The following is a 16,842-nucleotide window of genomic DNA, read 5'->3' as shown; positions in this document are numbered from 1 at the left end:
TTGCACCCGCCGGCCAATGAGGTAATGAGCCACCATGGCAAAACGTGACTATTACGAAGTGCTCGGGGTAGGCAAGAACGCGAGCGAAGACGAAGTCAAGAAGGCTTATCGCAAGCTCGCGATGAAATACCACCCGGACCGCAATCCGGACAGCAAGGAATCCGAGGAAAAATTCAAGGAGGCCAAAGAGGCCTACGAGATGCTTTCCGACCCGGAGAAGAAAGCCGCGTATGACCAGTACGGCCATGCCGGCGTGGACCCGAACATGGCCGGCGGTTTCGGCGGCGCGCAGGGCTACGGCGGCTTCGCCGAGGCCTTTGGCGACATCTTCGGCGATATCTTCGGCCAGGGCGGCGGTGGCGGCCGCCGCGGCGGCGGCGGCCCGCAGGCCTATCGCGGCGCCGACCTGCGCTACAGCATGGAGATCTCGCTGGAGCAGGCCGCGCACGGCCACGAGGCGCAGATCCGCGTGCCGCACTGGGACGACTGCGACCACTGCCACGGCAACGGCGCCGAGCCGGGGTCCAGCGTGGAAACCTGCCCGACCTGCCACGGCGCCGGCCAGGTGCGCGTGTCGCAGGGCTTCTTCACCATGCAGCAGACCTGCCCCAAGTGCCACGGCAGCGGCAAGTTCATCCCCAAGCCCTGCACCAAGTGCCACGGCCAGGGCAAGCTGAAGTCGCAGAAGACGCTGGAAGTGAAGATCCCGGCCGGCATCGACGAAGGCATGCGGATCCGTTCGTCCGGAAACGGCGAGCCGGGCATCAACGGCGGTCCCCCGGGCGACCTGTATGTGGAAGTCCACATCAAGCCGCATGCCGTGTTCGAGCGCGACGGCGACGACCTGCACTGCCAGATGCCGATCTCGTTCGCCACCGCGGCGCTGGGCGGCGACCTGGAAGTGCCCACGCTGAGCGGCAAGGCCACCTTCCCGGTACCCGAGGCGACCCAGTCCGGCAAGACTTTCCGGCTGCGCGGCAAGGGTATCAAGGGCGTGCGCTCCGGCTACCCGGGCGACCTCTACGTGCATGTGAACGTGGAGACGCCGGTCAAGCTGACCGAGGCGCAGAAGGACATGCTGCGCCAGTTCGACCGCTCGGTGCATGAGGGCGGCTCGCGCCACAGCCCGCAGGAAACCTCCTGGCTGGACAAGGTGAAGAGCTTCTTCAGTTGATCCGGGTTGCGGTAGGGAACCGGCCATGCGCGAGCGTGGCCGGTTTTGTTTTTGGCGCGGCGCCGGGAATCGGCGAACCGCTGGTTTGCTCCCCTCTCCCGCTTGCGGGAGAGGGGCGGGGGTGAGGGCCGGCGCTGGCAGCAGCGACCAGGTTCCAGATATCCTCCCGGCCTGTCTCGCCGCGCGATAATGCATCGCCGTCCCGCTGTTTTCCCCTGACGATTTCCCGTGGTAGCAAGCATCCAGCCCCCGCCCTCACCCCCGGCCCCTCTCCCGCGAGCGGGAGAGGGGAGCACCCCCTCAGTGCGGGAGGACGTCTTCGTCCTTCTCGACGACGCCACCGCACCGGCCGGGCAGGCAGCATCCCGCCTCTACACCGCCTTCCTCCACGAAGACATCCTTCCCGCCGGCAGCGACATCGCATGTCTCGACGCCATGCTTGCCGACGGCTGGCGCCAGGGCTGGCACGCCACGCTGTTTGCCCCCTACGAGTTCGGCGGTGCGCTGGTCGATGCCCCGGTGCATGCCGGCAACGCCATGCCGTTCCATGACGGCGCGCTGCGGCTGCTTTGGTTCCGTGACCTGCAACGGCTCGATGCCGCAGCGGTCGCGGCATGGCTGCAGTCCCATGCGGACCCGGGCCCGGCGGGCCTGATGGGAGTCAGGTCCGATACCTCCCGCGCGGCCTTCGATGACGCCATCGCTCGCATCCACGCGTGGATCGAAGCCGGCGATACCTACCAGGTCAACTACACCCAGCGCCTGCGCTGCGATGCCTTCGGCGATCCCGTGGCGCTGTACGCGGGGCTGCGCGCGGCGCAGCCGGTGCCTTATGGCGTGCTGGCGAGGTTGCCGGATGGCGCGATGGTGCTGTCGCTGTCGCCCGAGCTGTTCGTGCGCCACGACGGCCAGGGCCATTTGCTGACGCGGCCGATGAAGGGCACCGCGCCGCGCGCCGGCGACGCCGCGCGCGACGCGCAGGCTGCCGCCGCGCTGGCCGCCGACGCCAAGAACCGCGCCGAGAACGTGATGATCGTCGACCTGCTGCGCAACGACCTGGGCCGCATCGCGCAGCCGGGCAGCGTGGCGGTGCCGGAGCGCTTCGCGGTGCAGCCGTTCGGCGCGGTGCTGCAGATGACTTCCACGGTGACCGCGACGGCGCGGCCCGGCACCGGCTTTGGCGAGATGATGGCGGCGCTGTTCCCGTGCGGCTCGATCACCGGCGCGCCCAAGCGGCGCACCATGCAGATCATTGCCGAGCTGGAGCGCGCGCCGCGCGGCCTGTACACCGGCGCGATCGGCTGGATCGACGCTCCGTGCGGCAACGCCGTGGCGGGCCCGTTCGCCCTGTCGGTGGCGATCCGCACGCTGGTGCTGGCGCCGCCGGCGGCCAGCGGGCTGCGCGCCGGCGAGATGGGCGTGGGCGGCGGCATCGTCCATGACAGCGTGGCCGCGGAAGAATTTGCCGAATGCGGCTGGAAGGCGCGCTTCCTGACCCGGCACGATCCCGGCTTCACGCTGTTCGAGACCATGCGCGTGCAGGACGGCGCATGCCCGCACCTGGCACGGCACCTGGCGCGCATCGGGGCGTCGGCGCAGGCGTTCGGCTTTGCCTTCGATGCCGATTCCGCGCGCGATGCGGCTGCCGCGCAGGCGGCGCAACTGGGGGCGGGAACCTGGCGCCTGCGCCTGAGCGTCGACAAGTCGGGCACGCTGGCGTTTGCCAGCGGCGCGCTGGCGCCGTTGCCCGCGGGCCCGGTCGGCATCGACATCGCCCCGGACCCATTGCCGGTTGCCGACCCGCTGCGCCGCCACAAGACCAGTGCGCGCGCCGTCTTCGATGCCGGCTGGCAAGCCGCCGAGCGCGCCGGCGGCTTCGACCGGCTGTTCTTCAACACGTGCGGCGAACTGCTCGAGGGCGGCCGCAGTTCCGTGTTCGTCCGCATCGAGGGCCGCTGGCTGACGCCGCCGCTGTCGGCCGATATCCTGCCGGGCGTGATGCGCGCGGTAGTGCTGGAAGCGGGCGGGGCAGCGCTGGGGGCGCCCGGCGAGACGGTGGCGGAAGCCGTGATTACGCGCGCGATGCTGGCGCGCGCCGATGCCATCGTGCTGGTCAACGCGTTGCGCGGCGTGATGCCGGCAACGCTGCGCGCCTAGTCCGACGGCTACGGGTGGTGGGTGTCCAGCACGCCGTCACCGAGCTTCCAGCGCACCACGCCCGGCAGGTTGATCAGCTCGCGGTCGTGGCAGATCATCACCACGGTGCGGCCTTCGGCGGCGAGGTCGCCGACCAGCGCGATGACCTGCTCGCGCGCGTGGCCGTCGAGGCTGGAGGTGGGTTCGTCGAGCAGCAGCAATTCCGGCTCCAGCACCTTGGCGCGCGCCAGCGCCACGCGCTGGATCTCGCCGCCGGACAGGTATTCGGGCGCGGTGTCCTGCAGGTGCGAGACCCCGGCCCAGCCTAGCGCGTCGCCCACGCGGCAGTCGATCTCATGGTGCGGCAGCCCGCGCGCGCGCAGGCCGTAGGCGATGTTCTCGCGCACCGAGGTGCGGAACAGGTAAGGGTGCTGGTGCAGGTAGGCAATGCGCCGGCGCAGCGCCGGCGGCAGCGGGGTCAGCGGTGCGCTATGCGCGTGGCCGTCCGCATCGGTCCATTGCGCCACCGCGCCGGGCGCGGCCTCGAGCCCGGCCAGCATGCGCAGCAGCGTGGTCTTGCCGGCGCCGTTCATGCCGGTCATGACGATCGCGGCGGCGCGCGGGATCACCAGCGTGTCGATGGCAAACAGCTTGCGCAGGCCGATGGTGCGCGCCAGTCCGCGCACGGTCAGCAGCGGGCCATGGGCGGCGGCCACGGACGGAGTCATTGGCGAAAGCCTCCGGCACCCTGCAGCCAGGCCATGCCGATATTGACCAGCAGCGCCAGCGCCACCAGCACCATGCCCAGCGCAATGCCTTGCGCAAATTCGCCCTTGCTGGTTTCCAGCGCGATGGCGGTGGTGATGGTGCGGGTCGAGCCTTCGATATTGCCGCCGATCATCAGCGCCGAGCCGACCTCGGCGATCACCCGGCCAAAGCCGGCGACCACCGCCGCCATCAGCCCGAAGCGCAGTTCGCGCAACACCGTCGTGAAGGTGCGCCAGCGGCCGGCGCCCAGCACCCAGGCGGTCTCGCGCAGGCGCACGTCGGCACCCTGCAGCGTCGACAGCGCAAACGCCAGCACCACCGGGAAGCCGATCACCGCCTGGCCCAGCACCATGCCGGAAGGGGTGAACAGCAAGTGCAGGCCGCCCAGCGGACCCTGCCGCGTCAGCAGCAGGTAGAGGATCAGCCCGACCAGCACGGTCGGGAATGACAGGAAGGCCTGCGCCACCACCACCACCGCGCGCCGGCCCGGGAACTGCCGCGTGGCGATCAGCCAGGCCGCGGCGATCGCCGGCACCGTGGCGATGGCAAGCCCCAGCACCGCTACCATCAGCGAAGTCCAGACGATGAACCACAGGCCGGCGTCGCCGCTGGCCAGCAGGCGGAAGGCTTCGGCGGTGGCGGTGCCGATCTCCACCGCGTCAGGCGGAGAAGGTGTGCTCGACGGCGGGGAAGCTGCCGTCCTTGACGGCGGCTACGTAGGCGCGCACGGCGGCCTCGATCGAAGGCTGGCCGTCCATGAAATTGCGCACGAACTTGGCCTTGCGGCCCGGGTAGATGTTGAGCATGTCCTGCAGCACCAGCACCTGGCCGGAGCAGTCGGCGCCGGCGCCGATGCCGATGGTCGGCACCGTCAGCGATTGCGTGATCTCGCCGGCCAGCGCCGCCGGCACCGCCTCCATCAGCACCACCTGGGCGCCGGCGGCCTGCAAGGCCAGCGCATCGCGCTTGAGCTGGGCCGCGCCGGCGTCGGTCTTGCCCTGCACCTTGAAGCCGCCCAGCGCATGCACTGACTGCGGCGTCAGGCCGATATGCGCGCACACCGGGATGCTGCGCTCGACCAGGAACTTCACGATCGGGGCGAGCCAGTCGCCGCCTTCGAGCTTGACCATCTGCGCGCCCGCCTTCATCAGCGTGACGGCGCTGGCAAACGCGGCCTCGGCCGTCGGATAGGTGCCGAATGGCAGGTCCGTCAGCAGCAGCGCGGTCTGGTTGCCGCGCGCCGCGCATTCGGTGTGGTAGGCCATCTGTTCCAGCGTGACCGGCAGCGTGGTCTGCTGGCCCTGCATCACATTGCCCAGCGAGTCGCCCACCAGGATCATTTCCACGCCGCAGTAGTCGAGCAGCGCGGCGAAGCTGGAGTCGTACGCGGTCAGCATGGCGATTTTCTCGCCGGCGTCACGCATCGCCTGCAGTTTGGGAATCGTGATGGTCTTGCGGGAGGGATCGAGGAGGTAGCTCATGGCAGTGCCCGTGTAGGACGGCCTTGCCGGTGCCGGGAGGGCTGCCCGCACGGCAACGACAGCCGTCGTTATTGTGTTGTGTCTGGCAGGCGAGGCCTGTCAGGGCGCGGCGAGATTGAGGAAGGCCTTGCGGCCGCGCATGTTTTCAATGCGCGACAGTAGTGTACGGAAATCGTCGTCATTGTCCACCGGATTGAAATGGGCGGTGTCGACCACCAGCACCGGGGCGTCGTCGTAGCGGTGGAACAATTCGCCATAGGCGCCAGCCAGGCGCTGCAGGTAGTGTTCGTCGATGCCGGCCTCGCCCGGCTCGCCGCGGCGCACGATGCGCTCGCGCAGCAGCGACGGGGTGGCCTGCAGCACGATCACCAGGTCGGCGCGCTGCAGCGGCAGCGCCAGCCGCGCGGCGATGGCGTCGTACAGCGCCAGCTCGTCTTCGGACAGGGTCAGCGCGGCATGCAACCGGTCCCTGGCGATCAGGAAGTTGGTGACCATGCGCTGGCCGGCGGCGACGCCGGCTTGCCACTGCTGCAGCTGCGTGGCGCGCTGGGTCAGGCACCACAGCTGCAACGCCAGCGCATGGCGCGCGGGGTCGCGGTAGAACGGCTCGAGGAAGGGGCTGCGGCGGGCGCTGTCGGGCAGTTCCTGCGCCTGCAGCGTGCGCGCCAGGCGCTGGGCCAGCGAGGTCTTGCCCGATCCGACGGGGCCTTCGACGACAATGCGGCGCAGGTGATCGAGCATGGCGCTCCGGGCGTCAGTGTGGAGAAGCGCAGCGCCGCGGGCGCTGCCGGGCGGGCTCAGCCGGGCGTACCGCCATCGCCCGTCTTGCCGGCGGCGGCCTGCATGCGCAGGCACTTGCAGGTCGAGACCTTCTCGATTCGCTGCGCGCCCACGCCGGCCAGGTAGTCGGCGGCGCGGCCGCGCCCCGGGATCGCCAGCGCGGCATCCAGCTCCAGCAGCGGCACCAGCGTGAAGGCGCGCTCGGTCAGGCGCGGGTGCGGCACGGTCAGGTGCTCGTGGTCATGCTGTTCGTCGCCGAACAGCAGCAGGTCCAGGTCCAGCGTGCGCGGCGCGTTGCGGAACGGGCGCTCGCGGCCGAACTGGTCTTCGATGTGGTGGCAGATGCGCAGCAGCTGCGCCGCGGTGAACGAGGTCTGCACCTTGACCACCGCGTTGTAGTAGTCGTCGCCGCCGGCATCGACCGGGGCGGTGCGATAGAGCGACGAGCGCGCCAGCACCGTGATGCCGACCTGCTGGGCCAGGCACACGATGGCGTCCTTGATGGCCTGGCGGGCGTCCCCCAGGTTGGCCCCGATGCCGATGAAGGCAAGCGTCATTTAAGTTTCCTCCGGCTGGCCGGGGCCGGCATGCGCTGCCTCGCCCGCGTCCGTATCGCTCCGGGAGGACACTTTATCCGATTTCCGCGGACCGCGCCGGCGGCGCTTTTTGCGGGCCGGGCTTTCGCCCTCGCTGCCCTGGCCGGCCTGGCCAGCCTGGCCGCCCTGGCCGCCATGGCCACCGGCACCGCGCGCGCCGCGCACCGCATCGATCAGGTCTTCGCGCTCACCCGGGTCGGCGTCCTGGAAGTCCTGCCACCACGCGGCCAGTTCCTCGGGCAGTTCGCCCGACTGGCAGCGCAGCTGCAGGAAGTCGAAGCCGGCGCGGAAGCGCGGCGACTCCAGCAGCCGGAACGGCATGCGGCCCACGCGCTTCTCGAAGCGCGGCTGCATGCCCCAGATATCGCGCATGTCGGTGACAAAGCGGCGCTGGATCGCGAGCTGGCCGGTCTGCTTTTCCAGCACCATGTCCATGGCGGTGTTGAGTGCGGCGATGGCGTGCTCGCCTTCGTCGCGCAGCTTGTTCCAGCGCTGCAGCACGTGGTGCCACAGCAGCGCGGCGAACAGGAAGCCTGGCGACACCGGCTTGCCGGCCTGCACGCGGCGGTCGGTGTTGTCCAGCGCCAGCTGCACGAAGCGCTGGCCCATGGGCTGCTCCAGCGCCACGTCCAGCAGCGGCAGCAGGCCCTGGTGCAGGCCGGCCTTGCGCAGCTCCTGCAGCGAGGCCCAGGCGTGGCCGGACATCAGCAGCTTGAGCATCTCGTCGAACAGGCGCGCGCTGGGCACGTTGTGGATCAGCTCGGCCAGCCCGGCGATCGGCTCGCGCGTGGCCTCGTCGATGTCGAAACCGGTCTTGGCGGCAAAGCGCACCACGCGGAGCATCCGAATCGGGTCTTCGCGGTAGCGCGTGACCGGGTCGCCGATCATGCGCAGCGTGCGCGCGCGGATGTCTTCCATGCCGTGATGGTAGTCATGCACGGTCTGCGCGGCCGGGTCGTAGTACATCGCGTTGATGGTGAAGTCGCGGCGTTCCGCGTCTTCGGCCTGCGAGCCCCACACGTTGTCGCGCAGCACGCGGCCCGAGGCATCGATCGCATGGGTCTTGCTGTCGAGTTCGGCACGCTTCAGGCGCCGGCCTTCGGGCAAGGTCTCGCTGGCGATGGCGTCGACCAGCGCGCGGAAGGTCGAGACCTCGATGATTTCCTGCTCGCGCCCGCCGTAGAAGGTCACGTGCACGATCTGGAAGCGGCGGCCGATGATGCGCGAGCGGCGGAACAGCGCCTGCACCTGGTCGGGTGTGGCGTTGGTGGCGACGTCGAAGTCCTTGGGCTTGATGCCGAGCAGCAGGTCGCGCACGGCGCCGCCCACGATGTAGGCCTGGTAGCCGGCCTGCTGCAGCGTAGAGGTGACCTTGACCGCATTGCGCGACAGCAGCGACGGGTCGATCTGGTGTTCGTCGGCGCCGACGATGCGCGGCGTATGGGCGCGGCCGGTACGGCGCTGCTTGGGGCCGGGTTTGCCCAGCAGCCGGGTAATGAGCTTCTTGATCACGTCAGAACAGATCCATGATGCGCCAGCCTGCCGCGGCGGCGTGGTGGCGCAGGCGATCGTCCGGGTTGGTGGCGATCGGCTCGGAGACCTTCTCCAGCAGGGGCAGGTCGTTGGCCGAGTCGCTGTAGAAGGTGGTGGTCTCGAAATTGTCCCAGCCCGCGCCCTGGGCCTTGAGCCAGGCTTCGACGCGGGTGATCTTGCCTTCGCGGAAGCTGGGCACGCCCTCGACCTCGCCGGTGAACTGGCTGCCGGGCTTGCCGTCGACAGTGGCCGGCTCGGTCGCGATCAGGTGCTTGATGCCGAAGGCCGCGGCGATCGGCGCGGTGACGAAGCTGTTGGTCGCGGTGACCACCGCGCACAGGTCGCCGGCTTCGAGGTGCTTGTAGACCAGCGCGCGGGCCTGCGGCGTGATCACCGGGTCGATTACCTCGTGCATGAAGCGCACCCGCATGGCGTCGAGCCGGTCGCGCGGGTTGGCCGCCAACGGCGCCAGCGCAAAGCGCAGGAACGCCTGGATATCGAGCGTGCCGGCCTTGTAATGGCCGTAGAACTCGTCGTTCTTCTGCCGGTAGATTACCTCGTCGACGACGCCCAGGCGGACCAGGAAGCGGCCCCATTCATGGTCGCTGTCGGTCGGGATCAGGGTGTGGTCGAGGTCAAAGAGTGCCAGATTCATGGGCGGCGATTTTACCTGAAGGCAGGATGGGGGGCGGGGAGCGTGCGGGCCGGGGCCGCCGCCTAATCCCGGAATTCGGCGAACATCTCGCGCAGCAGCGGCAGCGTGACCGGCCGCTTGCGTTCGAGCGAGTAGGTGTCGAGCGCGTCCAGCAGCGCCATCAGGCTGGGCATGTCGCGGTAATGCCGCGTGACCAGCCAGTGCGTGATCTCGGGCGACAGCTGCAGGCCGCGCTCGCGTGCCGCATGCAGCACGGCGGCCTTCTTGTCGTCGTCGGACAACGGCGCCACCTGGTACACCAGGCCCCAGCCCAGGCGCGTGCGCAGGTCTTCGCGCACCGGCATCGCGCGCGGAGCCAGGCCCCCCGCGACCACCAGCGCGGTGCGCCCGTGCGCGCGCACCTCGTTGTAAAGCGAGAACACCGCGATCTGGCGCGCTTCGTCAAGCAGTTCGACGTCGTCGACGGTGTAGAGCTGGCACCACGGGTCGAACAGGAAATCAGACAGCGGGTGGTGCGGGCTCAGGTAGCGGCAGCGAATGCCGTGCTGCGGCCCGGCCTCGCACACTGCATGCAGCAGATGGGTGCGGCCGCAGCCCACCTCGCCCCACAGGTAGATCAGCCGGTCGCTGGCGTGCTCCTGCGCGAGCGCGGGCGGCAGTTCGCGCAGCCGCTGCAGCGCCTCGCGGTTGGACGCGACCACGAAATTCTCGAAGGTCGAAGGCGGCGGGCTGCCCAGCTCGAGCGACAGTTGCTTGGGACGCGGGGACATGACGTATGGCTAACTTCGGGCTAGGTTCGTGAGCGGGCGGCGCGCGGCAGCCGTTATTTTCGGTACAGGTCGCTGGCCACGTAAACCCGCCGCAGCTGGCGCGCGCCCACCAGCAGCACCGCGCAGGTCGGCAGCGCCAGCAGCACGCCGAAGAAGCCGAACAGCTGGCCGAAGGCGAGCAGCGCGAAGATCACCACCAGCGGGTGCAGGCCGATGCGCTCGCCCACCAGCCTTGGCGTCAGGTAAAAGCTTTCAATGAACTGGCCGAAGCCATAGACTACCGCCACCGCGGCCAGCCCGTACCAGTTGCCGAACTGCAGCAGCGCGGCCAGCACCGCCATCACCAGCCCGACGCCGAAGCCAATATACGGGATAAACACCGCCAGCCCGGTGAAGACCCCGACCGGCACGCCGATATCGAAGCCGGCGATGGTCAGGCCGATCGAATAGATTGCCGCCAGGATCACCATCACCAGGATCTGGCCGCGCAGGTATTGCGACAGCAGCGCGTCGGTCTCGTTGCTCAGCTCGCGCACCTTGGGCACCCAGCGGCGCGGCACCACGCCCTCGATGCGGCGCATCACCATATGCCAGTCCATCATCAGGTAGAACATGACGATGGGCACGATAAAGACGATGCCTGCCACCGCAATCAGCGCCGAGCCCGACACCTTGACGTAGTTCAGCAGCACCACCAGCAGGTCTTCCGGGCTGGCCGAGAAGCGGTCCGACAGCATGTTGCGCAGGCCGGGGAAGTCGAAGCGCACGCGCACGCCGAACTCGGCCAGCCGGGGCGACACCACCGAATTGAGCTTCTTCAGCAGGATCGGCAACTGCTCGCGCACCTGCGGGATCTCGCGCTGGAGCACCGCGATCAGCAGCAGCGCCAGCATCACGCAGATCACTGTCAGCAGCAGGATCATCAGTGTCACGCCGATCGCGCGCGGCACCCGGCGGCGTTGCAGCCAGTCTACGCCGGGGTTCAGGATATAGGCGAAGATGAACGCGAACAGGAACGGTGTCAGCACTGGCGCCAGCGCGATGATGGCGGCGAACAGCGCGACCGCCACGACGATCCAGAGCAGGATGCGCTTGGCCTCTTGGTTCAGCAGCGGGGCATTCATCAATGGTTGGGGGAGGGCGGCAGCGCGCTTCGCGGCGCGGTCTCGCCGGAAACTGGAAGCAGGGGGCCTCTATCCGTTAAAATTGCGATTCTACTGGACTCGCGCCCGCCTTCCGATGCCAAGCGACGGAAGCGGCGGTGGCCCGAGCGCCGAATTCCTCACTTTATTTCCTCCAGGACAAGCAGGTTCCCATGAGCGCATCCCCGACCGCCGGCCAGGCAGGCCTTTCCTACCGCGACGCCGGTGTTGACATCGATGCCGGCGACGCGCTGGTCGACCGCATCAAGCCGTTCGCCAAGCGCACCATGCGCGAGGGCGTGATGGCGGGCATCGGCGGGTTCGGTGCGCTGTTCGAGCTGTCGAAGAAATTCCAGGAGCCGGTGCTGGTGTCGGGCACCGACGGCGTCGGCACCAAGCTCAAGCTCGCCTTCCAGCTGAATCGCCATGACACCGTCGGCCAGGACCTGGTCGCGATGAGCGTCAACGACATCCTGGTGCAGGGCGCCGAGCCGCTGTTCTTCCTCGATTACTTCGCCTGCGGCAAGCTCGACGTCGACACCGCCGCCACCGTGATCCAGGGCATCGCCCGCGGCTGCGAACTGGCCGGCTGCGCGCTGATCGGCGGCGAGACCGCTGAAATGCCCAGCATGTACCCGGACGGCGAATACGACCTGGCCGGCTTCGCCGTCGGCGCGGTCGAAAAGAAGAAAATCATCGACGGCAGCACCATCACCCCGGGCGACGTGGTGCTGGGCCTGGCCTCGTCGGGCGCGCATTCCAACGGCTACTCGCTGGTGCGCAAGATCATTGAAGTGGCCAAGCCGGACCTGAACGCCGACTTCCACGGCCAGCGCCTGCAGGACGCGATCATGGCGCCGACCCGGATCTACGTGAAGCCGCTGCTGTCGCTGATCGAAACGCTGCCGGTCAAGGGCATGGCCCACATCACCGGCGGCGGCCTGACCGAAAACGTGCCGCGCGTGCTGGGGCAGGACGTCACGGCGGTGCTGCATCGCGATGCCTGGACGCTGCCGCCGCTGTTCCAGTGGCTGCAGCAGCAGGGCCGCGTGGCGGACGACGAAATGCACCGGGTGTTCAATTGCGGCATCGGGATGGTCGTGATCGTTGCCAAGGAAGACGCCGAACGAGCCATCCGGCACTTGCAGGCTGCTGGCGAAGCCGTGTGGCAGATCGGTGAGATCCGCGAGCGGGCTGAGGGCGAGGCCCAGACCATCGTGATCTGACGCAACCTCCGCTTCGATACAGAAAACGGCGCATGCCTTCGGGCATGCGCCGTTTTTTTTATGCCCGCTTGGCCCGATAGGGTGCTTAGGTGTTTACCCGAGCCCCGCGCCGCCATGTTGTGACAGGAACTGCCTTAGTGCATTGCACCAACTTCCAGCATGCACATGCACCACATCTGACAAACAATATTTTGCTTGATTGTATGGCGGTTTATGGCCTAATGTACTGAGCAAAGACGCCGCACAAGCATGCGGCGTCCGGAGACAACGCCTGAATCCGACGCCGGCATCACCGGTGCACCCGGGCGGGCCAGGGACCATTGGAGGATCCAACCATGCAAGCAGTCAGCATCGACGCCGCCGACAACGGCGCGTCGACCCGGAAACAGTCAGTCGCGCGCGTCGCCGGGGCCAGCCTGGCCGGCACCACGCTCGAGTTCTACGACCACTTCATCTACGGATCGGCCGCCGCGCTGGTCTTTCCCAAGCTGTTCTTCCCGCAGAGCGATCCGCTGACCGCGACGCTGCTGTCCTTTGCCAGCTATGGCGTGGCCTTCGTGGCGCGGCCGCTGGGTGCGGCAATCTTCGGCCACTTCGGCGACAAGATGGGCCGCAAGTCCATCCTGATCATCACCTTGCTCATGATGGGCCTGGCCACCTTCGGCATCGGCCTGTTGCCGACCTATGCCGCGGCCGGCGCGCTGGCGCCGCTGCTGCTGGTGCTGCTGCGCGTGGTGCAGGGCCTGGCGCTGGGCGGCGAGTGGGGCGGGGCGGCGATCATGGTGAATGAACTGGATCCCGAAGGTAAGCGGCGCGGCATGCTCGGCAGCCTGGTGCAGCTGGCGGCGCCGATCGGCCTGCTGCTGGCCAACGGCGTGTTCGCGCTGGTGACCTGGCAGGTCTCGGAAGAAGCCTTCCTCAGCTGGGGCTGGCGCGTGCCGTTCCTGCTGTCGGCGCTGCTGGTCGGGGTGGGGCTCTATATCCGCTCCAACGTACGGGAATCCGGCATGTTCGAGAAGCTGGAGGCATCGCATGCCGAAGCCCGCGCGCCGATCATGGAAGTGCTGCGCAACTACAAGAAGCAGCTGCTGATCGCCTTCGGCGCACGGCTGGGCGGCGATATCGCCTTCTACGTGTTCACGCTGTTCCTGCTGTACTTCGTGCCGACCAAGCTGGGCCTGCCCAAGAGCATCGCGCTCAATGCCGTGCTGCTGGGCGCGCTGGCGCAGATCCTGTTCATTCCCATCGCCGGCCTGCTGGCGGACCGCATTGGCCGCCGCCCGGTGCTGATGATCGGCGGCATCGGCGGCGCGGTGTGGGCCTTCGCCTTCTTCGCGCTGATCAAGACCGGCAGCCCGGCGCTGATCATGCTGGCGTCGTTCGTCGGCATGGTGCTGGTCTCGTTCATGTTCTCGCCGCTGGCGTCGTTCCTGCCTGAGCTGTTCGCCACCCGGGTGCGCGTGACCGGCGCCTCGCTGGGCTTCCAGTTCGCCGGCGTGTTCGGCGGCGCGCTGGCCCCGCTGATCGCGGTGGGCCTGCTCGACCGCTTCGGCAGCACCATGCCGGTGGCGCTCTACCTGGGTGCAGTCTGCGCGCTGATCGCGGTGGCGGCATTCGCGGCCCGCGAGACCGCACGCATGCATCTCTCCGACGCTGACCGCTGAAGCGCCGGACTCTCCCTTGTCTTTCTGAAAAAACCGTACCGTGAAACAGTTCGACCTCATCATCCGCAACGGCACCGTGGTGACCGCCAGCGACACCATGCAGTGCGATATCGGCATCGCCGGCGGCCGCATCGTGCAGCTTGGCCATGACCTGGGCGAGGCGGTGCAGACCATCGACGCCAGCGGCAAGCTGGTGCTGCCGGGCGGCGTCGATGCGCACTGCCACCTGGACCAGCCGATGCCGGACGGCTTGCGGATGGCGGACGACTTCCGCACCGGCTCGGTCTCGGCGGCGTGCGGCGGCACCACCACCGTGATCCCGTTTGCCGCGCAGGAGAAAGGCCATTCGCTGCGCGCGGCGGTGGCCGATTACCACCGCCGCGCCGGCGGCAAGTCGGTGGTCGACTACGCCTTCCACCTGATCGTGGCCGACCCCACCGAGGCAGTGCTGAACGACGAGTTGCCGGGCCTGATCCGCGAGGGATATTCGTCGTTCAAGGTCTACATGACCTACGACGACCTCAAGCTGAACGATCGCGAGCTCCTGGAGGTGCTGTCGGTGGCGCGCCACGAAGGCGCGCTGGTGATGGTGCACGCCGAGAACTCCGACTGCATCGCCTGGCTGACCGACAAGCTGGAGGCGGCCGGCAACACGGCGCCGAAGTTCCACGCGCTGGCGCGGCCGATGGCGATCGAGCGCGAGGCCACGCACCGCGCCATTACGTTCTCCGAACTGGTCGACGTGCCGATCCTGATCGTCCATGTGTCGGGCAAGGAGGCGGTGGAGCAGATCCGCTGGGCGCGCAACCGCGGCATGAAGATCTTTGCAGAGACCTGCCCGCAATACCTGTTCCTGACCGCCGAAGACCTCGACCAGCCCGGCTACCACGGCGCCAAGTGCGTGTGCAGCCCGCCGCCGCGCGATCGCAGCAACCAGCAAGTGATCTGGGACGGCCTGGCCGACGGCCTCTTCACCATCTTCTCGTCCGACCATGCACCGTTCCGCTACGAAGACGCGCAGGGCAAGAAGCCCGGCGGCCAGGAAGTCCCGTTCCAGTACATCCCCAACGGCATTCCCGGACTGGAGACGCGCCTGCCGCTGCTGTTCTCGGCAGGCGTGGTGGGCGGCCGCATCTCGGTCAACCAATTCGTCGCGCTGACCTCGACCAACCCGGCCAAGCTCTACGGCCTGCATCCGCGCAAGGGCACCATCGCCATCGGCGCCGATGCCGACCTGGCGATCTGGGATCCGCAGCGCGAAGTGACGATCCGCAACGCCGACCTCCACCATGCCGTCGACTACACGCCGTATGAAGGCCTGCGCGTGACCGGCTGGCCGGTGACCACGCTGGTGCGCGGCAAGGTGGTGGCGCACGAGGGCGAGGTGATGGCCGAGGCGGGCCACGGCGAGTTCCTGCCGTGCGGGCTGCCGGAAATGGCGCGGCCGCGCTACCGCACCTCGGGTGGCACGCTATGACGGCCGCCTTGCGTGAGTGATGTTTTGACCCACACTGCCAATATGGAACTGACCAACCGCCTGGACGCCGCCACCATCGCGGCCCGCGTTGCCGCCGGCCGCCTCGATCCCGCCGAGGTGGCCGCCGCGTTCCAGGCCCGCATCGCGGCGCGCAACGACCAGCTCAACGCCGTCTTCGAGCAGCGCCAGGAACTGGTCGATGCCGATCTCGCGCAGCTGCGCGCGCGCCTGGCGCAGGGCGAGCGCCCGCTGCTGGCGGGGGTGCCGGTGATCGTCAAGGACGTGATCTGGTGCCAGGGCCGGCGCGTGACGCAGGGCTCGCAGCTGTACCGCGACTTCATCGCGCCCGCTGACGCGATTGCGGTCGAGCGCCTGCGCCGGGCCGGCGCGATCGTGCTCGGCATGGGCAACACCTCGGAGTTCGCCTGCAAGGGACTGACCACCAACAAGGTCTACGGCCTGACCCGCCATCCGCTCGATGCCACGCTGACCGCGGGCGGTTCGTCGGGCGGCTGCGCGGTGGCGGTGGCGGCCGGCATGGCGCCGCTGGCGCTGGGCACCGATGGCGGCGGCTCCAGCCGGCGTCCGCCCGCGCATGCCGGCGTGGTCGGCTTCAAGCCTTCCTACGGCGCGATTCCCGATGCAATCGGCTTCCCGCACGCCTTCAACGGTATCCAGGTGATGGCGCCGATCACGCGCACCGTCGCCGATGCCGAGCTGATGTTCGAGGCGCTGGCCGGTGCCGATCCGCGCGATCCCGATACGCTGGGCTTTTCGCTAAGCGCGGCGCGGCCGCTGCATACGCTGAAGATCGCGGTCAGCCCGCGCCTGGGGCTGGACACGCCGGTCGACGACGACGTCGCGCAGGCGTTCGAGCACGCCGTGGCCCGGCTGCAGGCCGCCGGGCTCAGCATCGAACGCGCCGATCCGGCATGGCCGCAGGGCGCCGACGAGGCCGCCCTGATGCCGCTGCAGCATGTCGGCCTGGCCCATCTCTATGGCGACGCCTGGCGCCGCGACCCGGACCAGTTCGATGCCGACGTCGCGCGTCAGATCGAGCGTGGCCTGGCGTGGACCGGCGCCGAGGTGGCGCGCGCACGCGAGGCCAGCCGCCAGATCGCGCTGGCGCTGGCCGGCTTCTTCACCCGCTATGACCTGCTGCTATGCCCGACCACGCCGTGCGTGGCCTGGCGCAACGACCGGCTGGGGCCGGAGCGGATCGGTGGCGTCGCGGTGGAGCCACGCGCCCACGCGGTGTTCACGCCCTTCTTCAACCATGCGCTGGCGCCGGCCATTTCGGTGCCTTGCGGCAGCGGCCGCGACGGCCTGCCGGTGGGCCTGCAGATCGCCGGCCCGCGCGGTGCCGACCGCAATGTGCTGGCGGCCGCAAAGCTGGCCGAAAGCGTGCTGGCGTCCTTGCTCAACCCTGCCTGATCTCCA

15 protein-coding genes are annotated in these 16,842 nt (G+C 68.8%); 6 read left to right on the top strand and 9 right to left on the bottom strand.

The annotated features are described in order from the left end of the window. Positions 1-34 precede the first annotated feature (34 nt). Both dnaJ and ACOCMH_RS30145 read left to right on the top strand, forming a co-directional pair. Positions 35-1,174: a molecular chaperone DnaJ gene (gene dnaJ, locus ACOCMH_RS30150; RefSeq protein WP_306854298.1), complete on the top strand. Its 1,140-nt coding sequence runs from the start codon at positions 35-37 to the stop codon at positions 1,172-1,174. A gap of 228 nt (positions 1,175-1,402) precedes the next feature. After that, the gene (locus ACOCMH_RS30145; RefSeq protein WP_427311172.1) at positions 1,403-3,331 is read left to right on the top strand and encodes a chorismate-binding protein; all 1,929 of its coding nucleotides are present in this window, start codon (positions 1,403-1,405) and stop codon (positions 3,329-3,331) included. 8 nt (positions 3,332-3,339) lie between these two features. Here the strand turns inward: ACOCMH_RS30145 and ACOCMH_RS30140 are convergent, their stop codons facing one another. The 9 genes from ACOCMH_RS30140 to ACOCMH_RS30100 form a co-directional block, all read right to left on the bottom strand. Further along, positions 3,340-4,038, bottom strand: coding sequence for an ATP-binding cassette domain-containing protein (locus ACOCMH_RS30140; protein ID WP_427311170.1), 699 nt, complete (start codon positions 4,036-4,038; stop codon positions 3,340-3,342). Continuing rightward, positions 4,035-4,733, bottom strand: a complete 699-nt coding sequence (locus tag ACOCMH_RS30135; protein WP_427311168.1) for an ABC transporter permease — start codon at positions 4,731-4,733, stop codon at positions 4,035-4,037. The genes ACOCMH_RS30140 and ACOCMH_RS30135 overlap by 4 nt, the downstream gene beginning before the upstream one ends. 4 nt (positions 4,734-4,737) lie before the next feature. After that, complete coding sequence (gene panB, locus ACOCMH_RS30130) at positions 4,738-5,559, bottom strand: 3-methyl-2-oxobutanoate hydroxymethyltransferase (RefSeq protein ID WP_427311166.1); 822 nt, start codon at positions 5,557-5,559, stop codon at positions 4,738-4,740. Between the two features lie 99 nt (positions 5,560-5,658). Then, entirely contained in the window at positions 5,659-6,300 is a 642-nt protein-coding gene (locus ACOCMH_RS30125; RefSeq protein ID WP_427311164.1) for a deoxynucleoside kinase, read from the bottom strand. 56 nt (positions 6,301-6,356) lie between these two features. Next, entirely contained in the window at positions 6,357-6,896 is a 540-nt protein-coding gene (gene folK, locus ACOCMH_RS30120; protein WP_171515844.1) for a 2-amino-4-hydroxy-6-hydroxymethyldihydropteridine diphosphokinase, read from the bottom strand. After that, entirely contained in the window at positions 6,897-8,447 is a 1,551-nt protein-coding gene (gene pcnB, locus ACOCMH_RS30115; RefSeq protein ID WP_427311161.1) for a polynucleotide adenylyltransferase PcnB, read from the bottom strand. Between the two features lies 1 nt (position 8,448). Beyond that, positions 8,449-9,123: an HAD family hydrolase gene (locus tag ACOCMH_RS30110; RefSeq protein WP_427311159.1), complete on the bottom strand. Its 675-nt coding sequence runs from the start codon at positions 9,121-9,123 to the stop codon at positions 8,449-8,451. A 62-nt stretch (positions 9,124-9,185) separates the two neighbouring features. Next, complete coding sequence (hda, locus tag ACOCMH_RS30105; protein ID WP_427311157.1) at positions 9,186-9,893, bottom strand: DnaA regulatory inactivator Hda; 708 nt, start codon at positions 9,891-9,893, stop codon at positions 9,186-9,188. Between the two features lie 53 nt (positions 9,894-9,946). Beyond that, positions 9,947-11,017 (bottom strand): AI-2E family transporter, encoded by a 1,071-nt coding sequence (locus ACOCMH_RS30100; protein ID WP_427311155.1) that lies wholly within the window; start codon positions 11,015-11,017, stop codon positions 9,947-9,949. Positions 11,018-11,208: 191 nt separating this feature from the next. On the opposite strand from ACOCMH_RS30100, the gene purM reads away from it, so the two are divergent. The 4 genes from purM to ACOCMH_RS30080 all read left to right on the top strand — a co-directional run bounded on the left by purM (position 11,209) and on the right by ACOCMH_RS30080 (position 16,836). Next, positions 11,209-12,261: a phosphoribosylformylglycinamidine cyclo-ligase gene (purM, locus tag ACOCMH_RS30095; protein ID WP_171515839.1), complete on the top strand. Its 1,053-nt coding sequence runs from the start codon at positions 11,209-11,211 to the stop codon at positions 12,259-12,261. A 335-nt stretch (positions 12,262-12,596) separates the two neighbouring features. Beyond that, positions 12,597-13,925 (top strand): MFS transporter, encoded by a 1,329-nt coding sequence (locus ACOCMH_RS30090; RefSeq protein WP_427311152.1) that lies wholly within the window; start codon positions 12,597-12,599, stop codon positions 13,923-13,925. A 40-nt stretch (positions 13,926-13,965) separates the two neighbouring features. Further along, positions 13,966-15,402, top strand: coding sequence for a dihydropyrimidinase (gene hydA, locus ACOCMH_RS30085; RefSeq protein ID WP_427311150.1), 1,437 nt, complete (start codon positions 13,966-13,968; stop codon positions 15,400-15,402). A gap of 24 nt (positions 15,403-15,426) precedes the next feature. Then, positions 15,427-16,836 carry an amidase gene (locus tag ACOCMH_RS30080; protein WP_427311148.1) on the top strand — a complete coding sequence of 470 codons (1,410 nt, stop codon included), beginning with the start codon at positions 15,427-15,429 and terminating at the stop codon, positions 16,834-16,836. The last annotated feature ends 6 nt before the right edge of the window (positions 16,837-16,842 follow it).

Origin of the sequence: Cupriavidus sp. H39 (assembly GCF_050271075.1) — a bacterium.
Taxonomy (GTDB): Bacteria; Pseudomonadota; Gammaproteobacteria; order Burkholderiales; family Burkholderiaceae; genus Cupriavidus; species Cupriavidus necator_B.
The sequence above is the reverse complement of the archived record's forward strand: the minus strand, read 5'-3'. Positions and strand labels throughout refer to the sequence as shown.

What these genes read in the sequence shown, in the direction of transcription:
- dnaJ (WP_306854298.1), top strand. Translation starts at nt 35, where the DNA reads ATGGCAAAACGTGACTATTACGAAGTGCTCGGGGTAGGCAAGAACGCG.
- ACOCMH_RS30140 (WP_427311170.1), bottom strand. Translation starts at nt 4,038, where the DNA reads ATGACTCCGTCCGTGGCCGCCGCCCATGGCCCGCTGCTGACCGTGCGC.
- panB (WP_427311166.1), bottom strand. Translation starts at nt 5,559, where the DNA reads ATGAGCTACCTCCTCGATCCCTCCCGCAAGACCATCACGATTCCCAAA.
- ACOCMH_RS30125 (WP_427311164.1), bottom strand. Translation starts at nt 6,300, where the DNA reads ATGCTCGATCACCTGCGCCGCATTGTCGTCGAAGGCCCCGTCGGATCG.
- folK (WP_171515844.1), bottom strand. Translation starts at nt 6,896, where the DNA reads ATGACGCTTGCCTTCATCGGCATCGGGGCCAACCTGGGGGACGCCCGC.
- ACOCMH_RS30110 (WP_427311159.1), bottom strand. Translation starts at nt 9,123, where the DNA reads ATGAATCTGGCACTCTTTGACCTCGACCACACCCTGATCCCGACCGAC.
- hda (WP_427311157.1), bottom strand. Translation starts at nt 9,893, where the DNA reads ATGTCCCCGCGTCCCAAGCAACTGTCGCTCGAGCTGGGCAGCCCGCCG.
- ACOCMH_RS30100 (WP_427311155.1), bottom strand. Translation starts at nt 11,017, where the DNA reads ATGAATGCCCCGCTGCTGAACCAAGAGGCCAAGCGCATCCTGCTCTGG.
- purM (WP_171515839.1), top strand. Translation starts at nt 11,209, where the DNA reads ATGAGCGCATCCCCGACCGCCGGCCAGGCAGGCCTTTCCTACCGCGAC.
- ACOCMH_RS30090 (WP_427311152.1), top strand. Translation starts at nt 12,597, where the DNA reads ATGCAAGCAGTCAGCATCGACGCCGCCGACAACGGCGCGTCGACCCGG.